Origin of the sequence: Amycolatopsis mongoliensis (genome assembly GCF_030285665.1) — a bacterium.
GTDB classification, from domain to species: domain Bacteria; phylum Actinomycetota; class Actinomycetes; order Mycobacteriales; family Pseudonocardiaceae; genus Amycolatopsis; species Amycolatopsis mongoliensis.
The window spans coordinates 5,861,471-5,880,472 of the sequence record NZ_CP127295.1 but is presented as its reverse complement, the minus strand read 5'-3'; the positions used below and the strand labels follow the sequence as shown (position 1 = coordinate 5,880,472).

Annotated in this window: 18 protein-coding genes and 2 pseudogenes; 3 read left to right on the top strand and 17 right to left on the bottom strand. The window is 70.9% G+C overall.

The genetic code is table 11. From position 1 onward, the window contains the following. Window positions 1-63: 63 nt before the first annotated feature. The gene (locus QRX60_RS28600) at window positions 64-243 is read left to right on the top strand and encodes a hypothetical protein (RefSeq protein ID WP_285994518.1); all 180 of its coding nucleotides are present in this window, start codon (window positions 64-66) and stop codon (window positions 241-243) included. A 33-nt stretch (window positions 244-276) separates the two neighbouring features. After that, entirely contained in the window at window positions 277-549 is a 273-nt protein-coding gene (locus QRX60_RS28595; RefSeq protein WP_285994517.1) for an SHOCT domain-containing protein, read from the top strand. Window positions 550-733: 184 nt separating this feature from the next. Here the strand turns inward: QRX60_RS28595 and QRX60_RS28590 are convergent, their stop codons facing one another. The 9 genes from QRX60_RS28590 to QRX60_RS28550 form a co-directional block, all read right to left on the bottom strand. Continuing rightward, entirely contained in the window at window positions 734-2,158 is a 1,425-nt protein-coding gene (locus QRX60_RS28590) for an MFS transporter (protein WP_285994516.1), read from the bottom strand. A gap of 528 nt (window positions 2,159-2,686) precedes the next feature. Continuing rightward, window positions 2,687-2,866 carry a hypothetical protein gene (locus QRX60_RS28585; RefSeq protein ID WP_285994515.1) on the bottom strand — a complete coding sequence of 60 codons (180 nt, stop codon included), beginning with the start codon at window positions 2,864-2,866 and terminating at the stop codon, window positions 2,687-2,689. 161 nt (window positions 2,867-3,027) lie between these two features. Beyond that, a complete protein-coding gene (locus QRX60_RS28580; protein ID WP_285994514.1) occupies window positions 3,028-3,219 on the bottom strand; it encodes a hypothetical protein in 192 nt (63 codons plus the stop codon). A gap of 199 nt (window positions 3,220-3,418) precedes the next feature. Beyond that, on the bottom strand, window positions 3,419-3,745 hold the full coding sequence (locus QRX60_RS28575; RefSeq protein WP_285994513.1) for a hypothetical protein: 327 nt from the start codon (window positions 3,743-3,745) through the stop codon (window positions 3,419-3,421). Between the two features lie 176 nt (window positions 3,746-3,921). Then, complete coding sequence (locus tag QRX60_RS28570; protein WP_285994512.1) at window positions 3,922-4,824, bottom strand: AMIN-like domain-containing (lipo)protein; 903 nt, start codon at window positions 4,822-4,824, stop codon at window positions 3,922-3,924. A gap of 327 nt (window positions 4,825-5,151) precedes the next feature. After that, on the bottom strand, window positions 5,152-6,003 hold the full coding sequence (locus QRX60_RS28565; RefSeq protein ID WP_285994511.1) for a hypothetical protein: 852 nt from the start codon (window positions 6,001-6,003) through the stop codon (window positions 5,152-5,154). Between the two features lie 384 nt (window positions 6,004-6,387). Continuing rightward, window positions 6,388-7,482, bottom strand: coding sequence for an N-acetylglucosamine-6-phosphate deacetylase (nagA, locus tag QRX60_RS28560; protein WP_285994510.1), 1,095 nt, complete (start codon window positions 7,480-7,482; stop codon window positions 6,388-6,390). A gap of 417 nt (window positions 7,483-7,899) precedes the next feature. Further along, window positions 7,900-8,376, bottom strand: a complete 477-nt coding sequence (locus QRX60_RS28555) for a MarR family winged helix-turn-helix transcriptional regulator (RefSeq protein ID WP_285994509.1) — start codon at window positions 8,374-8,376, stop codon at window positions 7,900-7,902. Beyond that, window positions 8,369-9,748 carry an MFS transporter gene (locus QRX60_RS28550; protein ID WP_286003719.1) on the bottom strand — a complete coding sequence of 460 codons (1,380 nt, stop codon included), beginning with the start codon at window positions 9,746-9,748 and terminating at the stop codon, window positions 8,369-8,371. The genes QRX60_RS28555 and QRX60_RS28550 overlap by 8 nt, the downstream gene beginning before the upstream one ends. 219 nt (window positions 9,749-9,967) lie before the next feature. On the opposite strand from QRX60_RS28550, the pseudogene QRX60_RS28545 reads away from it, so the two are divergent. After that, a pseudogene (locus tag QRX60_RS28545) lies at window positions 9,968-10,150 on the top strand (prolipoprotein diacylglyceryl transferase family protein); the annotation flags it as partial. Between the two features lie 165 nt (window positions 10,151-10,315). On the opposite strand, the pseudogene QRX60_RS28540 reads toward QRX60_RS28545, so the two are convergent. From QRX60_RS28540 to QRX60_RS28505, 8 genes and pseudogenes are all read right to left on the bottom strand, one after another. Next, window positions 10,316-10,387: pseudogene (locus QRX60_RS28540) on the bottom strand (diguanylate cyclase domain-containing protein); the annotation flags it as partial. Window positions 10,388-11,003: 616 nt separating this feature from the next. Further along, entirely contained in the window at window positions 11,004-12,353 is a 1,350-nt protein-coding gene (locus QRX60_RS28535) for an MFS transporter (protein ID WP_285994508.1), read from the bottom strand. 52 nt (window positions 12,354-12,405) lie between these two features. Then, entirely contained in the window at window positions 12,406-13,356 is a 951-nt protein-coding gene (locus QRX60_RS28530) for a PDR/VanB family oxidoreductase (protein WP_285994507.1), read from the bottom strand. Then, a complete protein-coding gene (locus QRX60_RS28525; RefSeq protein WP_285994506.1) occupies window positions 13,353-14,537 on the bottom strand; it encodes a cytochrome P450 in 1,185 nt (394 codons plus the stop codon). Before QRX60_RS28525 ends, QRX60_RS28530 begins: the two co-directional genes overlap by 4 nt. Before the next feature lie 58 nt (window positions 14,538-14,595). Further along, the gene (locus QRX60_RS28520; RefSeq protein WP_285994505.1) at window positions 14,596-15,576 is read right to left on the bottom strand and encodes an AraC family transcriptional regulator; all 981 of its coding nucleotides are present in this window, start codon (window positions 15,574-15,576) and stop codon (window positions 14,596-14,598) included. 27 nt (window positions 15,577-15,603) lie between these two features. After that, a complete protein-coding gene (locus QRX60_RS28515) occupies window positions 15,604-17,265 on the bottom strand; it encodes an AMP-binding protein (RefSeq protein WP_285994504.1) in 1,662 nt (553 codons plus the stop codon). A 20-nt stretch (window positions 17,266-17,285) separates the two neighbouring features. Further along, entirely contained in the window at window positions 17,286-18,428 is a 1,143-nt protein-coding gene (locus tag QRX60_RS28510) for an FAD-dependent monooxygenase (protein ID WP_285994503.1), read from the bottom strand. Then, window positions 18,425-18,997 carry a flavodoxin family protein gene (locus QRX60_RS28505; RefSeq protein WP_285994502.1) on the bottom strand — a complete coding sequence of 191 codons (573 nt, stop codon included), beginning with the start codon at window positions 18,995-18,997 and terminating at the stop codon, window positions 18,425-18,427. Before QRX60_RS28505 ends, QRX60_RS28510 begins: the two co-directional genes overlap by 4 nt. Window positions 18,998-19,002 lie beyond the last annotated feature (5 nt).

Sequence of the window (19,002 nt, the reverse complement as noted above, 5' to 3'; positions counted from 1 at the left end):
CTACTGCCGCCGGACCGCACCAACGATCGTGGTTAGTAGAGCGGCGCAACCGAGGACGTCCCCATGACCGCGCAGGAACCACGCGACCGGATCCGCGATTTGATGCTCGCCCTCGCGGCCGTCCTGGTCACGACCGGGGTGCTCAGCGGTGGTTTCCTGATCGCCGTGGTGGCGCGCACGGTGATGATGGCGCTCATGACGCGCGACATGAACAACGACACAACCACATGTGGCCATGCCTGATCCCTTGTGCACAAAGGAAACGAGGAGTTCGCGATGATGTTCTGGTACGGCAACGGGATGAACGAGTGGGGATACGTCCTCATGACCGTGAGCATGGTGCTGTTCTGGGGCTTGGTGATACTCGGCATCGTCGTGATGATCCGGTACCTCGCTCAGGCTTCGCAGCGTCGCGGCAAGGCCGGTACACCGCGTCTTACCCCCGAACGGCTGCTGGCCGAACGGTTCGCACGCGGCGAGATCGATGAACCGGAATACCGGACCCGCCTGGCAACCTTGCAAGGCAGCGGGACTGCCGACGGTTCGTGAGAGCCCCACGGATCCGCAGGGACACGGCGGTGACTGACGCCGCGTGCGGCTCGTGACCGCCGGTCGTCTTGAACCCGGTGTTGTTGCGCGTCGCCTCTGCCAGGAGACCGCGACGGCCCCCGGGGCGGCAGCGCGAGTTCGCGCTGCCGCCCCGGGTGACGATGACGAGTTCGCACAGGGGCACTCATCGCGTGGCTGCCGCCTCAGCCGGCGCTTCCGCTGTGCGCTTGTCTGCGCGCAGCGTGACCATGGCGAGGAACCCGCCGGCCAGGGCGATGCCCGAGGCCCCCAGGAACGCCGCCGAGAAGCCGTCGGTCAGGACAACCGGGTCGTCGTGGCGGTCGGCGCCGAAGGACAACCCGACCGCAGTCATCGCGGCCAAGCCCAGCGCGGACCCGACCTGGTAGGCCGTGTTGACGATCCCTGCCGCGAGGCCACCTTCCTCGGGCCTCGCACTGGAGATCGCCGTACCCAGCGAAGGGATGAAAGCCAGCGCTTGGCCGAGCGCGGCGACCAGCGAAGCCGGCAGGACGTCGACGACGAAGGTGCCGGTGGGGCGGGCTAAGGACAACCAGAGAAGGCCGGCGGCCAGCGCCCACAACCCGCCGATGATCATCGTCTTCGAACCCAGCTTCGCGATCAGCTTCGGTGCGACCGCCACCATGAGCACAACGATCAGCACCGTCATCGGCAGGAGGGCCGCGCCGCTCGCGAAGGCGCCGTAACCAAGCACCTGCTGCAGGTACAGGTTGAGGAAGTACCACATCGGAATCCATGCGGCCCCGAGCAGGAACTGCGCCAGGTTCGCGCCACCGAGGTTCGGCGTGTGGAAGATCCCCAGCCGAACCAGCGACTCCTGCCGCACGCGCTGAAGTACGACGAACAGCGCGAGCAGGACCAGACCACCGACCAGCGGCCCGAGCGTCTCGAACGCTCCCCAGCCCACTTGCGGAGCGCGGACCACGGCGAAGACCGTCACCGCGAGCCCCGCCGTCACGGTCGCGGCACCCAGGACGTCGACCGAGCCCCGCCTGGCCGACACTGTGGGCATCACCCGGCCTGTCGCCAGAATCGCGACCAGCGAAATCGGCACGTACAGCCAGAAGATCCACGGCCACGAAAGCCACTCGGTGATCACGCCACCGAGGAAGACCCCGGCCGTCCCACCGGCAGGCGCGGCAGCGCCGTAGAGCGCGAGTGCCTTCGTCAGCTCCCGCGGCCGCGACCCGAAAAGCACCATCAGCAGCGTGAGCGCCGACGGCGCGATGAGGGCGGCGCCCGCACCCTGCAGCACCCGTCCCAGTAGCTCTGCCCAAGTGGTCGCGGCCAGCGCCGCGACCACCGAGCCACCAAGAGTGATCACCCAGCCCGCGGCGAACAGCCGCCGCGCGCCGAACAGGTCGGACAGCCGCCCGCCGAGCAGCAGGAGCCCACCGAGCGCGATGACGTAGGCGTTGAACACCCACGACAGACCGCCGGGCGAGAAGCCGAGGTCCTTCTGCATTTCGGGGAGCGCAACCCCGATGATCGACGTGTCCATGATGACCATGAACTGGGCCGATGCGATGAGGCCCAGGGCCCACCATCGTCTCGAGTCGGTCTCAACCATGACGACCATCCCTTCGGAAGTTACCCCTAGGGGGTATTACATGGGCCGAGAATAGGGACGCAGAAACAGCCGCGCAAGTACCCTGGAGGGGTATACGAGTCTGGTGCGTCACACACAGAGCGCCAGTCGCCACTGATCACGGCTCGCGGCGATCCGAAGGCCCGGCCAACACAGCTCGCACAACCTGCCTGGCTTTCGTTGACGAGTTGGGAGCCATCGACACCTCTCGAAGAAGAGCAATGGCGCCGGGCGCGAGGCCGATCCTGCCCGGATGCGGATGCTGCGGCTGCCCAGCAGCGACGAAGACGACTGCGCCCCGCTCGCCGACGCGACCGCCATCGTCCGGCCAGCGGTGTCCCGGGACTTGGCGAAGGTGCGCCGGCCAGGCTGGTCAACCTGCCTGGCATCCCGAACCACGACCAGTGCGGGTGGACATCGGCCGGCAACACGCCGTTCTCGAGAAGAACAAGGCGGGGGGGGCGAAGCGCTGGAGTTCGCCGCTCACAGCGTGCGCAGTACACCACATCATCACCGGCAGCACGTCGATGCGGCGCCGCAGGGTCGGTAGAGATAGACATCGGCCAGAAGCGCGCCGAGCGCTCCGAGGCCCAGGACCAGGCCGAGCGCGGCGAGAGCGAAGACGCCCGATCCCGCAGGTGGGCTACCGAAGACGCCAACCGCACAGCCGGGCACGATGCCATCGAACACCGAGCCACCGAGCTGTACTCGAAGGCCGCCGAACAATTCGGCTCCGACGACGCCCCGTCCGTCTTGCCTGCTCTACGCCCCATCTGGCGAGTCTGTCGCTCCTGGTGGCCGCGGCCCGTTCCATCGGTCGACGGCGACCCGGGCGCACCAGGAGCGGGAGGTCAGGAACAGACCCTTTTGCCGCCGGGAGGCAGGTCGCCGTCGTACACCATTCCGTCGATGTTCACCCACCCGGAGATGTACGCGCAGTGGATCTCGGTGCCGCCCAAGTAGATGGTTCCGGCGTACCTGTCGTAGTTGCCGAGGTCGTACCAGTCGGTCTGCCAGTCCTCGCGGCGGATGTAGACCGCCATGGTGTGCCGGCGTTCCTCGACACGCTCGCCGCACTCGGCAAGGGTTTGCTCGCCCGCGAAAAGTCTCCGCGAAGCCGGAGAAGCCGCAGACCAGCCCGTCCCACACTGCCCACGAGGGAGTACGAAGCGGGCTGTTGGACGCGCTGATGGCACGGGCGGCGTCCCCGGCCGCTTCGGGAGCTCCCGGGTCGAGTAGGCGCTATGGAGCATGAGGCACGTGGGCGTCGTGGATCCCGGTGCCGGTCACACAGCCGAGTGCCGGCTGCGGCGACAGGGTGATCTGGTCGGCGATGTGCGCGGCTTTGCCGGCCGCGCCGGGCAGTCCGTGCGACCCGGGATCCAGCCGGACGATCAGGTCGAACAGCACCCCGCTGAGCCGCTGGGCATGCTCGCGCAGCAACGAGTCCGCCGGCGCCGGATCCGCTACCAGTGCGACGTCCGGATGCAGGGCGGCGACGATGGTGGCGGCTAGATAGTCCGCGGTCTGCGCCGCCAAGCGCGCCGATTCGGTCAGTGGCCTCGTCACGTCGACGCTCCCCCGCTCTGCTGCTGTCCGGCCACTCGAGGCCGGCGTGAAACGAGTCGAACGGTCGACTGAGTCGTCACCCAGTCGGTTCTTGGCCCGGCGTAGGGAGATGCCGGCACGCTGACGGAGGATTCGGCCACATTCACCAGCCACGGACATCCGCGCTCGACTCGAGCTCAGGGCTCGAGGCATTCGGGGATGGAGTCGACAGCGCCGTCCGGACGTTCGGTGTGACCGGCGGGGTCGTAGATCTTGACCCAGTGCACCGACGGAAACTGTTTGAGCGTGCGCGTGATCTCCTCGGCGATGCTGAAGGTCGAGCCGTGGCTGGAGCAGCCTCCGGTGAGCCGGACCCGCGCGATCGAGTCGACGATCGCCAGGCCGGTGAACCCGGTGGCGTCGGAGTCGACGAACGCCAGCCGTTGAGCCAGCTCGGACTCGGTGGGCCCGGCGAACAGCCGTTGCAGAGCGCCATGTGCGGTCGCGGGCGGGATCACCGGCCGGGACACGGCACGCGTGTAGGGCTCGGTCGCGGCTTCGAACCTGGCGACGTCGAGGAAGAAGGCCTGGGCGGGCACCGTCCGGAACGGTGTGTCGATGTCGATCACGACGCGGCTCGGACCGGTCAGCACGGACAGCCGGACCGGCGACTGGCGAGCGACCCCGATGCCGAAGTTCAGCACCCCTTCGAAATCGCCGGCGTTGACGACCTGGATGACGTTCGGCAGCGGATACGTGCGCCGCGGGGCGCCGTAGGTGGTGTCCCCGCTGTCGTCGTGGCCGGTGGCGAAGGCCATGCGGACGTTCAAGAACGCGTCGCCGACCAGCGGAACCGGGTTGCCGGACGGATCACCGATCACCTCCGGCACATAGCGGACGTCCCGCTCGGCCGGAAGTGGGCCGTCGAACTCGAATACCACGCGGTCGAAATCCGCGTGGTGGGCAGCGCGGACGGCCACCAGCGTGGCCTGATCCTGCGTCGTGGACCGCGAGCGGGGCGCGCCGGGCGTGGGCTGGGCGAAGGCCAGCAGCCCGCACGACAGGGCCGTGGGGACGGCGAACAGCGGAAGCAAGCGCATCGGATCTCCCAAGAGCGGACGAAGAGCCTCGGGCAGGTCGTGCTGTCGCACCATGGTGACCGGCACCGCACCGGCGGGACAGGGCACAAAGTCCCTCGGACGTGGGGCGAACGGTGGTCCCGGCGGATCGCGTCCGGCGAGCCACGGCTCGGACACTCCACAGTGGATGGACCTCGGCGGCGTGACGACTTCCGGAGGTCCGATCGCCGGGAGGCACTGGTCCGGCTGGGCGACCGGGATACGCCGCACTCGCCGTCCGCTGGTCCGGCTGCCCACGAAGACCCGCCGGCGCCCGGCGGGGCGTGTTGCCAGGACCGCAGCCAGGGATCACCCTCGCTCAGGGTGAGCGGCGGCCGGGTTCCCACTCCGAAGACGCGCGGTTCCGTAAGCGCATGGTGTCCATCCTCGTGCGAGCGAGCTTCCCGGCATGTCTTCCCAGACCGCTGTAGGCATCGAACTTCTCGTCGTCGAAGAACTGGTCGCCGATCGCGTCGTAGGGGAACAGCGGGTGCGCGGCCGCATGCCGGCGGATCTCCCAGGCGTACCGGGATCGAGTACTGCGCGGCCGATGACCAAGATCCCCTCCCGTCCGCGGTGGGCGGGGTCGAGGCCCGGGTAGGTGATCTTGCCGGTGATCACCGGCGACTTCGCCAAGCGGTGCAGGAGATCGAGCTTGTCGGGACCGGACGTCGCGTCCGCCGGCCGGGGATCGGCCAGCTCCGGATCGTGCAGCTCGATGCGCACGCCCAGCTCGTCGTAGGCGAGGATGATCGCCTTGCTGATCGACGTCGCGAACGTTTCGGTGTCACTGCTGGCGTCGAAGCAGTAGATCTCCCCACAGCGATGCCGCAGCAGCTCGACCAGGCCGAGGTTCTCGTAGTGGGCACCGTCGCTGACGAACACCAGGGGAAGCTCCGACGGGTGCAGAGCGAAGATCTCCCGCAACAGGTAGTGAAGCCGCCGCAGGCGGGCGGGGCGCGGGTACGTCCAGCTCCCGTCGTCCTCGAGGAGGCGACGTGGGTTGGCGAACCAGATGCCCAGACGAGCGTTCGTCAGCGCCAGGATCAGGTTGGCGGGAATCCTGTTGGCGCCCCCGCCGACGCGAACGCCGCCCCGGACACCGCCATCGCGGTCTGCACGGTCGGGTCGGTGCGCAGCCGTGGCCGCACCTGCTGCCACGTGAAAGTCGGTGGGGCACCACCCGATCTCGGGACCACCCACGTAGTCGTGGGACAAGGTGAAGGGAAGCACGTACCGGCCCGGCGGGGTCTTGCCGGGATCGTTCCAGTGCGCGGACGCACGGAAATGACCTGCGGGTACAGCGGCTCACCGTGGCGCACGGGCCGGCCGAACTCGCCCAGGTACGTCGGCTCGTCCCACGCGTAGGGTTCCGCCCCGGCCCCGGCCCCTTCGACGTCGGAGACGCGGCGAACGCCCGGGCCAGCCGTCGCCGGTGGAACGTGTGCAGCCCGAGCCACGGCGGCACCGTCACCGCGGCCTCGGAGCCGGGCGGGGGCAGCACGTTCACCATCACCCTCCCCCGCGCGGCGACGACGTGGCGGCTCACGGCTCGCGCGCCCCTTGCAGGACCGTGTGCAGTGCCAGCGAGTCGTCGAGCACGAGGACGTCCGCGCGGTTTCCCGGACGCAGCAACCCGACGTCACCGCGCGGGAACAGCTCGGCCGGGGTGCGGGTCGCCGCGTTGACCGCGACTTCCAGGGAGATCCCGGCCGCGCAGGCGTCGCGGACCGCGTCGAGCAACGTGATCGTCGTGCCGACCAGCGTGCCGTCGGCACGCCGGGCCGTACCACCGGACACGTCGAACTCCACGTCACCCAGGCGGTAGTGACCATCCAGGCAGCCACCGGCCGCCAAGGCGTCGGTGACCAGCACGACCCGGCCCCGCGCGGCCTGGAAGGCCAGCCGGACCGCTTCCGGGGCGAGGTGACTGGGATCGGCGATCACCCCGACGAAGACGTCGTCGCGGGTCAGCGCCGCACCGGCGATACCCGGATCGCGGTGGGCGAACGGGCGCATCGCGTCGAACAAGTGCGTCACCGACCGCGCCCCGAGGTCGAAGGCGGCGTGCGCCTCGGCCGCCGTCGCGTCGCTGTGCCCGCAGGCCACGAGCACGCCGGTCCGGACGCACGCCCGGACCACCTCCAGCGCGCCGGGCAGCTCCGGGGCCAAGGTCACCTGCGTGACCGGCCCGGCCGCGAGCAACCTCTCCGTCAATTCGACGTCCGGCGCCCGCAGCAGCTCGACCGGATGGGTCCCGGGCCGGACCGGCGACAGGAACGGCCCCTCCAGGTGCACACCGAGAATCCGCGCTCCGCCCGGCGCCGCCTGTGCTTTGGCAGCGGTCTCGATCGCGGCCACGGTCTGCTCGGGCCGGCTGGTGATCAACGTGGGCTGGTAGGCCACCACCCCCGTGCGGACCAGCGCCGCGCTCGCATGGGCGTAGCCGTCGACGTCGGCGTTGAGGAAGTCGACGCCGCCGAATCCGTTGACCTGCAGATCGACCAGCCCGGGAACCGCGATCCCCGAACCGGGACCGGCCACCCCGACCGCGGTCACCAGACCGCTGTCCCGGTCCACCTCGACATCGCCGCGCCGGTACGCGCCGCCGACCAGAGCACCCGCCACACCCAACCGCACGACACGCCTCCGTCCGGGCAGCACACCCCGCCCTGCTCGATCAGCCCACTCTCGCCGTCGGCACCCGGGGGCGGGCAGTGCCAGGAGACTCCATGCGACGGGACCTAAGACATCGGGTCGGCGACCGGCGACGACGCCCGCACCGACGACGAGAATCGGCACGAGGTTCAGCAGGGAAACGAACCCGCCGTCGGCCGGACCTCTCCGGGTGGGTGACGAAGCACCTGAGCCGCGCGGCGGCTGCCGACGACTGCGAGGACGCCCGCAGCGAGGACCTCGAGGGCGCCCGCCGCATCGACGTAGGCGGCGATCGCGCCGTGTGCCAGAACGAGCAGGAGCACGCCGACCAGACCCGCAGCGACGGCAGTACTCAGTCACGACCGCCGCTGCCTGTTCGCGTCCTGCGTCCACGTCGGCCTAACCCGCTGCCGAGCCGGAAGGCTTGCTCTCGGCGAGATCGTCGATCGAACCGACGAGCTCGCGCAGCGCGGGCAACGCGGCGGTGAGCAGGTGCTGCCACGCCGGATGCAGGTTCGCGACCGCCGCCTCGACGATGCCGGCGTTGGTGGCCTGCCACCGATGCACCGCCGCCCGGCCCGCTTCCGTGAGCTCCAGCACGACAGCCCGCCGGTCCCCACTGCCACTGTTGGCCCGGGTGACCAGCTCCTTCGCCTGCAAGCCGTTGACCATCGTGGTGACCGAGTTCGGCGCGAGCTTGAGCAACTGCGCCAGCCGGCCCGGCCGGGCACCCGGGTTCTCCGCCAGGCACGACAGCAACTCCAGCTGCGCCACCGACAGCGTGGTGTGCGGGTCGGCGTTGCGAGCCGCCCGGCGCATCGCCCGGCGCAGCCGCGCGACGACCTCCGCCAGCGCGACCTCGGCCGGCTCAGCCATCGGAACCCACCTGCCGTCCCTGTCCGGCCGACAGGCCCGTCACCGCGGCGACGACCCCGGCCAGCGCCAGCACCGACAGGGCCAGCGGCACCCCCGCCTCGCCACCCGCGTGCAGGCACAACGTCACCAGCGCCACGCCGAGCGCGGTACCCAGTCCCCGGGCCATGTTCACCAGGCCTCCTCCGGTCGCCGACATCGTGGCCGGGATGGCCCCCATGATGGCCGAGTTGTTCGCCGGGATGAACATTCCCAGGCCCAGCCCCACCACGAACAGCGACACACCGGTCCACGGCACCGAATCCCCGACCGCGAGCAGCGCCAGGCAGCCGATCCCCCCGGCCGCCGCCCCGGTCACCGACCGGGCCCGGGTGCCGAACCTCCCCGGGAGCACCCGCTCGGCCGCGACCGCGGCCACCGCGAACCCCGCGGGCAGGCTGGTCAACACCAGCCCGGCCGCACCCTGCGAGCCGAGCACCTGCGGCAGCAGCGTCAAGGGGCCGAACAACACCAGGTAGCCGCACAGCGCCCCGACCAGGCCCAGCGACACCGCGGGCGGGCGGAGCACCGACAGGCGCACGATCGGGCTGCTCGCGCGACGTTCCCGCCCGACGAACCCCACAGCCGCGAGCACGCCGAGCAGCGCCAGCACCGGGATCGACCACCCCGGGACACCCAACCCGGACAGACCCGACAACGCCAGCAGCACCGCGGTGGACGCCGTGGCCAGCAACGCCACGCCCGCGCCGTCGAACCGGCGGCCCAGCGGACTGCGCTCGCGGGTGCGCGGCAGCAGGTACCGGCCGGCGACCAGGCCGATGATCCCGACGGGCACGTTGACCAGGAACACCCACCGCCAGCCGACCGTGCCCACCAGCACGCTCCCGACCGCCGGGCCGAGAGCCAGCCCCAGGGCCTGGGCCGCGGCCTGCACGCCCAGCGCCGACCGCATCTTCGCCTTCGGCACGCTGGTGACGACCAGGGCGACGCTGTTGGCCTGCAACATCGCGGCACCCACCGCCTGCAGGATCCGGAACACGACCAGCAGCCCGAGAGTGGGCGCCAGCCCGCAGGCGATCGACGCGGCGGTGAACACCGCGAACCCGTGGACGTAGGTCAGCTTGCGCCCGACCGCGTCCGCGACCCGGCCCACCGCGGCGAGCAGGCCGACCAGGGTCAGCAGGTAGGACAGCGACACCCACTGCACCGCCGCCAGCGGCTGCGCGAACTCGCGCTGCAACGCCGGGAAGGTCAACGTCACGATGCTGGCGTCGAGCTGGCCCATGAACGCGCCGAAGCACACTGCGCCGACCGCGAACCACCCCGCGTGCGGATGCTCCCGCACCACCCGCGGCCGGGGCCGCTCCACCAGCATCGCCACCCGATCTCCTCACCACTCGGCAAGTAATTCTAAGGCAGAACAACTTTGGGGTGCATCATGAAGCTCGCCACAGCGCAACCATGTCCACTTTGCGAGACTTTGCAGGCCCAGGTGGCGCGCAGCCAGGAGCAGAGTGAGTGTCCGGATGGCAGATAGTTCGATGACCGATGTACTTTGGCCAGGTCGACGACGTCTCGCAGGAACGAGGCAGCGATGGTCCTGGCGTCTTCGCCGAGCCCGTCACAGGGCGCGTGGCACCTGGGGCCGCTCCCGATCCGGGCCTACGCGCTGGGCATCATCGCCGGCATCCTGGTCGCGCTCTGGCTGACGCAACGCCGCTGGAAGGCCCGCGGCGGCAACTCCGACGACGTGGTCGAAGTGGCGATGTGGACAGTGCCGTTCGGCGTCGTCGGCGGCCGGATCCACCACCCGATCACCGACCCCGAGCTGTACTTCGCGCCCGGCCGCGACCCGGTGAAGGCCCTTTCGTCTGGGACGGCGGCCTCGGCGGCCGACGGTGTCACCCTGACGGACCGCCTTGGTGAGCACGGTGACGACCTGCGCGAGAACGTCGTCGCCCACGGGATGGCCGTACGTGTCATGGATGCACTTGAACCAGTCCAGGTCGATCATCAGGACGCCACCCCGCCCGGGGCATGGCGGGCCTGCTCGTGCCAGGTGGGGGCGTTGAGCAGCCCGGTGCGCTGGTCGGGCGGGCGGCGAGCTTGTACTGGTCGAGCTGGACGCACTGGTGCAGCGCGAACGTCGGGACGATCATCAGCAACGCCACCGGCGGCCACCACAGCAGCGCCGGCGCGACGAACACCCCAGCGCGAGCTGGACGACCTCGAGCAGGTTGTCCGAGGCGTGCCGACCACCTGGCGCGGGTGCTCGATGGTCACGGTCCAGGCGATGACGGTGCCGGCGAGTGCGGTGTTGACCGTCCACTGCACGCAGCCGGCTCGGCTACGGACGAGCTCACCGCCCGCGTCCGCATGCCCGGTTACACCTGGACCGCTCCCCCGCGAGTGTGAACGCTGCCGCTGGGCCCGTGTGCCAGGGTCGTGCAGGCGCGGATGACGGGCGACCGCGCCCAGCTCGCGATCACCGTCTCCGATGACGGTCGCGGTCTGCTCGGGCCGGGAGCCCGCGGCTATCGGGTACGACCTGGAAAGCATGCGGTGGTGGTGCGCTGCCTACGGCGGCGACCTGGCCGTGCGTGGCAACGGCAAGCAGCTCTTCATCCTTCTCACGTACGGCGGCCGGGCAAGCTACGCGTGTCCGTCGTCTCGCGCGTGTCTTCAAGCTCGAAGCGCGCAGACGAGTACGGGCTGCGAAGGGTGAGCACGGCGATCAGGCTGACGCAGGACGCTCCTGCGACGTACACCGCGACAGCGCCGAGACCGCCGGTCGAGGTGACGAGCAGCGTGGCCGCGATCGGGGCGATCGCGCCGCCGAGGACGCCGCCGATTCCGTACGCGATCGATGCGCCGCTGTACCTGATCTCGGCGGGGAACGCTTCAGTCAGGTACGCGCCGTACGGTCCCGTTGCCACGGCGATGCACGCCGCGGCGACCATCGTTCCGATGAACAGACCCGCACGGGATCCGGACTCGACCAACGCGAAGTACGGGTGTGCCCAGACGATCGTGCCCACCGTGCCGGCGATGAGGACACGCTTGCGGCCGACGCGTCCCGCGAGCAAGGCGGCAGCGGGAAGGACCACGCACCAGAGGAGAGCCGCCACGATCGTGGCCGTGAGCATCGTCGACGCGCTGAACAGCTTCGCCTGCGCCGCGTAGCCGAGCATGAACGCCAGCACCAGGTTGCCGAGTGTGGAACTGCCGATGGTGATGCCGGAGGCGGGCACCCAGATCCGTGGGGCGCGGAGCACGTCCGCGATCGGCGCGCGGCGCACCGTGTGCTGCCGCCGGACGCGCTCGAACTCCGGGCTCTCGGCCAGTTTCAGCCGGATCAGGAGACCGACGACGACCAGCGCGGCGCTGGCCAGGAACGGGATGCGCCATCCCCCGCTCGCGAACCCCTCGTTCCCGGCTCCGAGCCGGACGAGCAGGAAGACCAGGCTGGACAGCACGACACCCAGCGGCAGGCCGACCTGGGGCAGGGAGCTGAGCAGGGTGCGCTCGGTGCGGGTACGCGCGTGCTCGAGGGCGAGCAGCGTCGCACCGCCCCACTCGCCACCGACGGCGAGCCCCTGTGCGACGCGAATCAGGACGAGCGCGATCGGCGCCGCCACACCGATCGAGGCGTACGTCGGCAGTACCCCGATGAGGGCCGTGCCGACGCCCATGACGAGCAGGGACAACACGAGCATGCGCTTGCGCCCGACCCGGTCCCCGAAGTGACCGATGAGGGCGCCGCCGATCGGCCGGGCGACGAAACCGATCGCGAACGTCGAGAGGGCCGCGAGAGTGCTTGCCACGGCGGAGGTGCTGGGGAAGAACTGGGGCGCGAAGACGAGCGTCGCGGCGAGTGCGTAGATGAAGAAGTCGTACCATTCGATGGTCGTGCCGATGAGCCCGGCCACGGCCACGCGCCAAGGGGGAACCGGTCTGCGGGCGGATTCGGATCGGGACATCGTTGTCCTCCAAGGGATGTGTCGGCTACACCTCGCCGGAGCGGCGGGCTGGTCACAGGTCGAGCACGAGCCTGGCGGTGAGGGACCGCGAGACGCACGGCAGGATGCGGTCCCCCGCTGCCTGTTCTTCCTCGGTCAGCACCGAGTCGCGGTGGTCCGGGCGGCCGTCGAGGACGCCCGTCTCGCACGTGCCGCAGGTGCCTTCCTCGCACGAGGTGAGCACGTCCACGCCCGCCTCGATCAGGATGTCCACAATGGATCGATCGGCGGGTACCGCCAGCTCGGCTCCGGTCGAAGCGATCCGGACCTCGAACGGGGTGTCCGCTCGCGAGGAGCTGATTTCCTTCGGTGCGAAGCGTTCGGTGCGCAGCCGCAATCCGCGACGGGCGCACGCCGCCTCGGCCGCGACGATCATCGGCTCGGGTCCGCAGCAGTAGACGTGCGCCTCCGGCGCCGCTTCGTCGAGTGCGGCGTCGAGGTCGATCAGCCCGCACTGGTCGAAGGGCACCACACGCACCCTGCACGCGTCGATCTCCCGCAGTTCGCCGGCGTAGGCGAGGGAAGTCAGGGTGCGGCCGCCGTAGTGCAGCGACCAGTCGGCGCCCTCGCCGGAAACCCGGCGGATCATGGTCAGCAGCGGGGTGATCCCGATCCCGCCCGCGAGGAACACGTAGTGCGGCGCCGGTTCCAGCGGGAAGTGGTTGCGCGGACCGTGGACCACGACCCGGCCACCCTCGTGGAGCCGCTCGTGCAGCCATGCGGATCCGCCCCGGCCGTCGGGCTGGCGCAGGACGGCGATCCGGTAGCTCGTGCGATCGCCGGGGTCGCCGCACAGGGAGTACTGGCGAACCGATCCGGCTCCGACCACGACGTCGATGTGCGCGCCGGGCTGCCATGCCGGGAGGTCGCCGCCGTCGAGCGGGCGCAGCTCGAACTCGACCACGTCTCGCGCGATCGCCTGCCGCCGTCCGACGGTGAGGTGGAGCGGTGGCGATCCGGTCATGGGGCCTTCTCCGGCGTGAAGGCCACGGGCAACGCGAAGTGGGTCATCAGGGAGCCGCCGACCAGGCCGCTCTCGACCGGTTCCCCGGACAGGCTCAGGTCCGGCAGCCGGTCCAGGAGGCGGCCGACGGTGATCCGGAGCTCCGCCCGGGCGAGGTGCTGGCCTTGGCAGACGTGGGGTCCCGCGCCGAAGCTGAGGTGCCGGTTGCGGGTCCGGTGGCGGTCGAACGCCTCCGGGGCGTCGAACTCCCGCGGATCCCGGTTGGCGGCCGCGAGGTCGAGCAGCACCCGGCCGCCGCCGGCCAGTTCCTCGTCACCGACCCGGACCGGGCAGCGGAGCGTGCGCGCGAACAACTGCAGCGGGGTGGTCAGCCGCAGGCTTTCCTCGATCACCCGCGGCAGCCCGCTGCGGTCGGTGAGGAGTTCGTCGCGCAGGCCGGGGACGGTCAGCACGTGCCGGATGAGCCCGCCGAGGGCCGAACCCGTCGAGTGGTGGCCGCCGACGATGTAGGCCAGCAGCAGCCCGGTCGCCCCCGCCGCGTCGATCTTCTTGCCCCGCACGACACCGCTCGCCATCTCGGTCAGCATGTCGTCACGGGGATGCTCGCGGCGGTCGGCCAGCCAGCGCCGGGTGTGCTCGGAGAACTCCGCGAACCGCGCCGGGAAGTCCTCGGAACCCGTGGCGGCGAACAAGGCCGCCGCGAGACCGCGGGCCCGCACCGCTTCCGGTTGGCTCAGCCCGATCATCCGACCGATCACGATGGCCGGCAGCGGTTCGGTCAGCTGGTTGGCCAGGTCGGCCTCGCCCTCGTCCGCGAAGTCGTCGATCAGGAGGTCGGCGACCTCGGTGATGACCGGTTCGAACGCGCGGACGGCGCGTGGGGTCAGCGGGCCGTCGAGGACCTTGCGCCACTCGGCGTGCTCGGGCTCGTCGAACTCCAAGGCCGGTACCGGCGGCCGCGACGGGTCGGCCGGGATGTGCACGCCCGCGGCCGAGGAGAACGCGGCGGTGTCGGTCAGCGCCCCGCGGATGTCGGCGTACCGGGTCAGGAAGTCGAACCCGCCGTGGCGGTCGCTGTGCACCACCGGGCAGGCTTCGCGCATTTCCGTGTGCGTCCGCCGGACGTCCGCTGTGGACAGTGCGCCGTCGAGGTGGTCGAGTGCGGGAATCGCTTGGCTCATAACGCTCCTTCGTCTGCGCTGACGCTGCGCCAAGTCTGCGTCCCGGAGGCGCCGCGGTCTATCCGGTCGGCGCGGCGGTGTCCGCCGCGCGCGAGGCGTGCAGCGTGGCCGACGGCGTGATCCCGTAGCGCAGCCGGTAGTCGCGTGCGAACCGGCCGAGGTGGAGGAACCCGCACTCCACGGCGATGTCGGCGACGGTGCGGCGTTCCCCGGCCGCGGACAGCAGCCGGTGCGCGCGCTCCAGCCGCACCTCGCGGTGGTAGGCGGTCACCGTCGTGCCGAACCGCGAGCGGAACCCTTCCTGCAACGTGCGCAAGCTGACCCCGGCCGTGCGGGCCAGCTGCCCGGGCGTCACCGATGTCGCGGGGTCGGCCTTGAGGGCCTCGGCGGCGGCTCCCGCCGCGCGGTATCCGCGGGCGCCGCCGCCGCGGAACCGCAGGTTGCGGGGGTGGCCGAGCAGGAGCGCCGAGACCAGCACGCGCTCCAGCTCGAGACCCGTGCCCGGGGGCAGGATGCCCGTGTCGAAGCGGTCCACGGTGTCCACGGCCAGCCTCAGCAGCGCGGGCCACGGTGCACCGTCGGGGACGGCGAGGTCGAACTCGAGCGGACCGGCGGGCTCGGCGCCGAGCCGGGAGCACCCCCGATCGACCACGTCACGGGGCAGCTTCGCCGCGACCTGCACGGTTCCCGGCGCGAAACGCAGCCGGAGCCGTTCGCCGGGCGAGATGACGCACGCCTGCCCGGCTCCGGCTCGGCGGCGGCCGAAGTCCGTGACCACGTCCGCCGCCCCGGCCAGGAACAGCTGGAGGGTGTAGTACTCCATCGGCGCGAGCGCGGTCACCTCGGCCTCGCCGTGGTAGACGGCGTACAGCAGCGTCGACGAGCCGATGTCGACCGCGTGCAGCCGGGCGCCGAACTCCCGCGGCCGCGCTGCGCGAAGCCGGTGCGACGACATCACGCGCCCGGCCGCGGACCGGGCCTCCTCGACGTCGGCGGTCCGCAGCTTCGTGTACCGGTGCAGGGGTACCGGAGCCTGCATCGCGATCCTCCGTTCGCGCGGGAGTGCTCAGGGTGCCTCGGCGCCGAGCGTTTCCGCGATCTGCCGCAGCCGGCGGCGGTCGACCTTGCCGACCTCGCTGACCCGCGGCATCTCGGGCAGCACGACGACCCGCTCCGGCCACTTGTACTTCGCGACTTCGAGGCGTTCGAAGTGGGCACGGACCTCGGCGAGGTCGAGCGGCCGGCCGTCCCGGGTCACGACGAAGGCGCACGCCCGCTCGCCCAGCCGCGGGTCGGGCATCGCCACCAGGGCCGCCTCGGCCACCGCGTCGTGGCAGCCGAGGAGGAGTTCGACTTCTTCGGTGTTGATCTTCTCGCCGCCGCGGCTGATCATGTTCTTGATCCGGCCTTCGACGGTGTAGCACCGGACGCCGCCGATCGTGCGTTCCGCCATCAGGTCGCCGCTCCGGTAGAACCCGTCGGCCGTGAAAGCGCGCCGATTGTGCTCGGCGGCGTCGTAGTAGCCGCGCAGGGTGTACGGCCCGCGGGCGCAGAGCTCCCCGACCTCGCCGGGGGCCACCTCGACCTCGGTCCCCGGCTCGTACAGCCGGATCTCGTCCGCCGGGGAGATCGGCACGCCGACGCTCGTCGCGCGGGCCTCGGGCGGGAAGTCGAGCGGGGTGGTGAGGCAGAGACCTTCGCTCATGCCGAAGATCTGCCCGCCCCAGATCCCGCGCGCCGCCAGCGTCTCCATGTGCTTGCCGGGCACCTTCTTCCCGCTGAACAGCACCCTCCGCAGTGCGGTGGCGGCGCCCAGGCCCGGATCGAGCGCCAGGTCGAAGGCGAACGGGCCGAGCACCACGTCGGTGGCCGCGGTCCCGACGACGAGGTCGAGTGCGGCCGAGGCGTCGGGAACTCCCAGTACGAGGGTCGCCCCCACGCTGTGCGGGCCCTGCAGGCCGATGATGACGCCCGCGTTGTGCACGATCGGCATCATGAACGCGATCCGGTCCCCCGGCGCCCAGCCCATGGCGCGGGCGAGGCTCGCTCCGTAGTGCCAGTAGGGCGCTTGCAGGCACGGGATGACCTTGGGCACTCCCGTGGTGCCGCCGGAGAGCTGGAACACCGCGAGCGACTGCCGGCCGAGACCGGCCTGGATGCCCTCGACGACCGCGCGGGCCTCGGCGGCGTCGATGTCGTTCCCCAAGGTGTCCAGCTCGACGGCCCGGGGGTCGTCCGCCCGCCCGTCGGAGACCAGGACCGTGCGCTCCACCCCGGCCGCCTCGGCCTGCCGGAAGGCGAAGCCGACGAGGTCGAAGCGAGGATCGCGGGCGGCGACGAGGTGGGCCACCGGGCGGGTCTGCCGCGCGATCTCGCCGATCTCGTGCCCGCGGTGCAGCGGCAGCGTGCACACGGGGACCAGACCGGCCTTGAGCAGGGCGTACCACGCGATGACGGTGGTGGCGGTGTTGTGCACCTGCAGCAGGACGGCTCCGCCCGGCGCCAGCCCGAGCCGGTGCAGGCCGGCCGCGCGCTGGTCGGTGACGCGGTCCAGCTCGGCGAAGGTCAGCCGGGCTTCGCCGCAGACCACGGCATCCCGGTCACCGTGTTCCTGCGCGATGGCGTGCAGGTGCTCGGCGATCGTGGGCGATTCCCACAGTCCTTCGCGGACGTAGCGAGCCTCCTCCTCGGCCGGATAGCGGACGAGCCTCCCGGGAGCGAGCGTCATTGCGTGTCTCTCCTTCGCGGTCAACGCAGCTCCCGTTCGTAGCCGAGGACCACTTCGCGGTTCTCCCGCCGGAAGTCCCGGTAGGAGACCCGGCCCGTGCGCATCAAGTACTCGAGCGCGAACTTCGTGGGATGGGTGATGGTCCGCGACGGAAGCCCCTCGTACCAGGCGATGCTGCGTTTCGCGGCGGCCTGGAAGGCGTCCGCGACGGGCTTGCGCACCCGCTCGAACTCCCTGAGGCCCACTTCGACGTCCCACTCCGCGCTGACCAGCGCTTCGGTGAGGTAGACCGCGTCCCGCATCGCGAACCGGGTACCGGACCCGATCGATGGGTGGACGGTGTGCAGTGCGTCCCCGATCAGCACGAGATTGCGGTGGGTCCAGTGCGCGCAGCGGACGAACTTCGTCTGGAACCAGGGAGAGTGGTCGCTGTGCAGCGGCGCACCGTCCAGTGAACCGGCGAAGAGACGCTCGCACAGATCGCGGGACTCGTCCTCGGTCATGTCGGCGAAGCCGAGCCGGTCGAACGTCTCCTGGCCGACTTCGACGGTGAAGTTGCTCATCTCAGGCGAGAACCCCGAGGCGTGGACCATGAGGATCCCGTGGTCGCTGTTCTGGAGGATGATCGACGGCGGGTAGGGCTTCGGGGTGCCGTACCAGGCCAGCCAGTTGCTCCCGAGTTCGACGCTGGGCCGGAAGTGCTCGGCGAAGCGCTCGCGGGTGGTGCTGTTGACGCCGTCGGCACCGATGACGAGGTCCCAGCCGGTCAGGTCGTCTTCGGTCACGGTCGTGTCGCAGTCGTGTTCGACGGTGACCCCGGCCTCGAGCGCGAACTTCTCCAGGGTGGCCAGCAGGGCCCAGCGGGCGTTCAGGTGGCTGCGCCCCACCTGGACCGGCACGCCGGCGCCGTCCAGGCTGATGACCATCCGGTCGTGGCGGGTGTTGGTGGTGAGCGCGTCGACCACGTCCGGCGCCGCCGGCCGGAGCGCGTCGGCCGCGCTTTCGGTGAACGCCACGCCCCAGCCGTAGGTCACCCCTCGCGGGTTCCGCTCCCGGACGTGGATCACGGCGGACGGGACCGCCCGCCGGGCGATGATCGAGAAGAACAGTCCGGCCGGGCCGCCGCCCACGACGAGGATCTTCTCGGGCTTTCCGGACGTCACCGCCCACCTCCTTGCCAGTGCGCGACGTGCCGGGCGACGCGCTGTCCCAACGCCGACGCCGTGCGCAGATCGCTGTCCCGCATGCCTTCCAGTCCCTGGTCCGCATTGGACTGCGCCATGGCGCCGGCGTAGGCGCCGAGCCGGTTCAGCTCGTCGTCCGAGCCGGTGCTGCGGCCGTTGCCGTCCAGCAGGCCGAGCCCGATCCAGACCATTCCGTGCTGCATGGCGAAGAGCCAGAGCTGGGTGAGGGTGTTGAGCTTGTCCCCGGAATGGCCGCTGGAGTTGGTGAAGCCCGCCGCGAGCTTGCCCTTCCAGCCCTGGCCGGTCCAGATCTTCGCGCTGCTTTCCATGAACGTCTTGAAGACCGCCGAGCCGCTGCCCATGTAGGTCGGGGTGCCGAAGACCAGTGCGTCGCAGGGGTCGAGCTGCCGGGGGTCGGCGGCGACTTCCTCCGCGAAGTAGAGCGCGACGTCGACACCCGGCACCGAGGCGGCGCCTTCGCCCACCGCCCTGGCTTGGGCGGCGGTGTGGCCGTAGCCGCTGTCGTAGACGACTCCGATGGAGCCCACTTCCT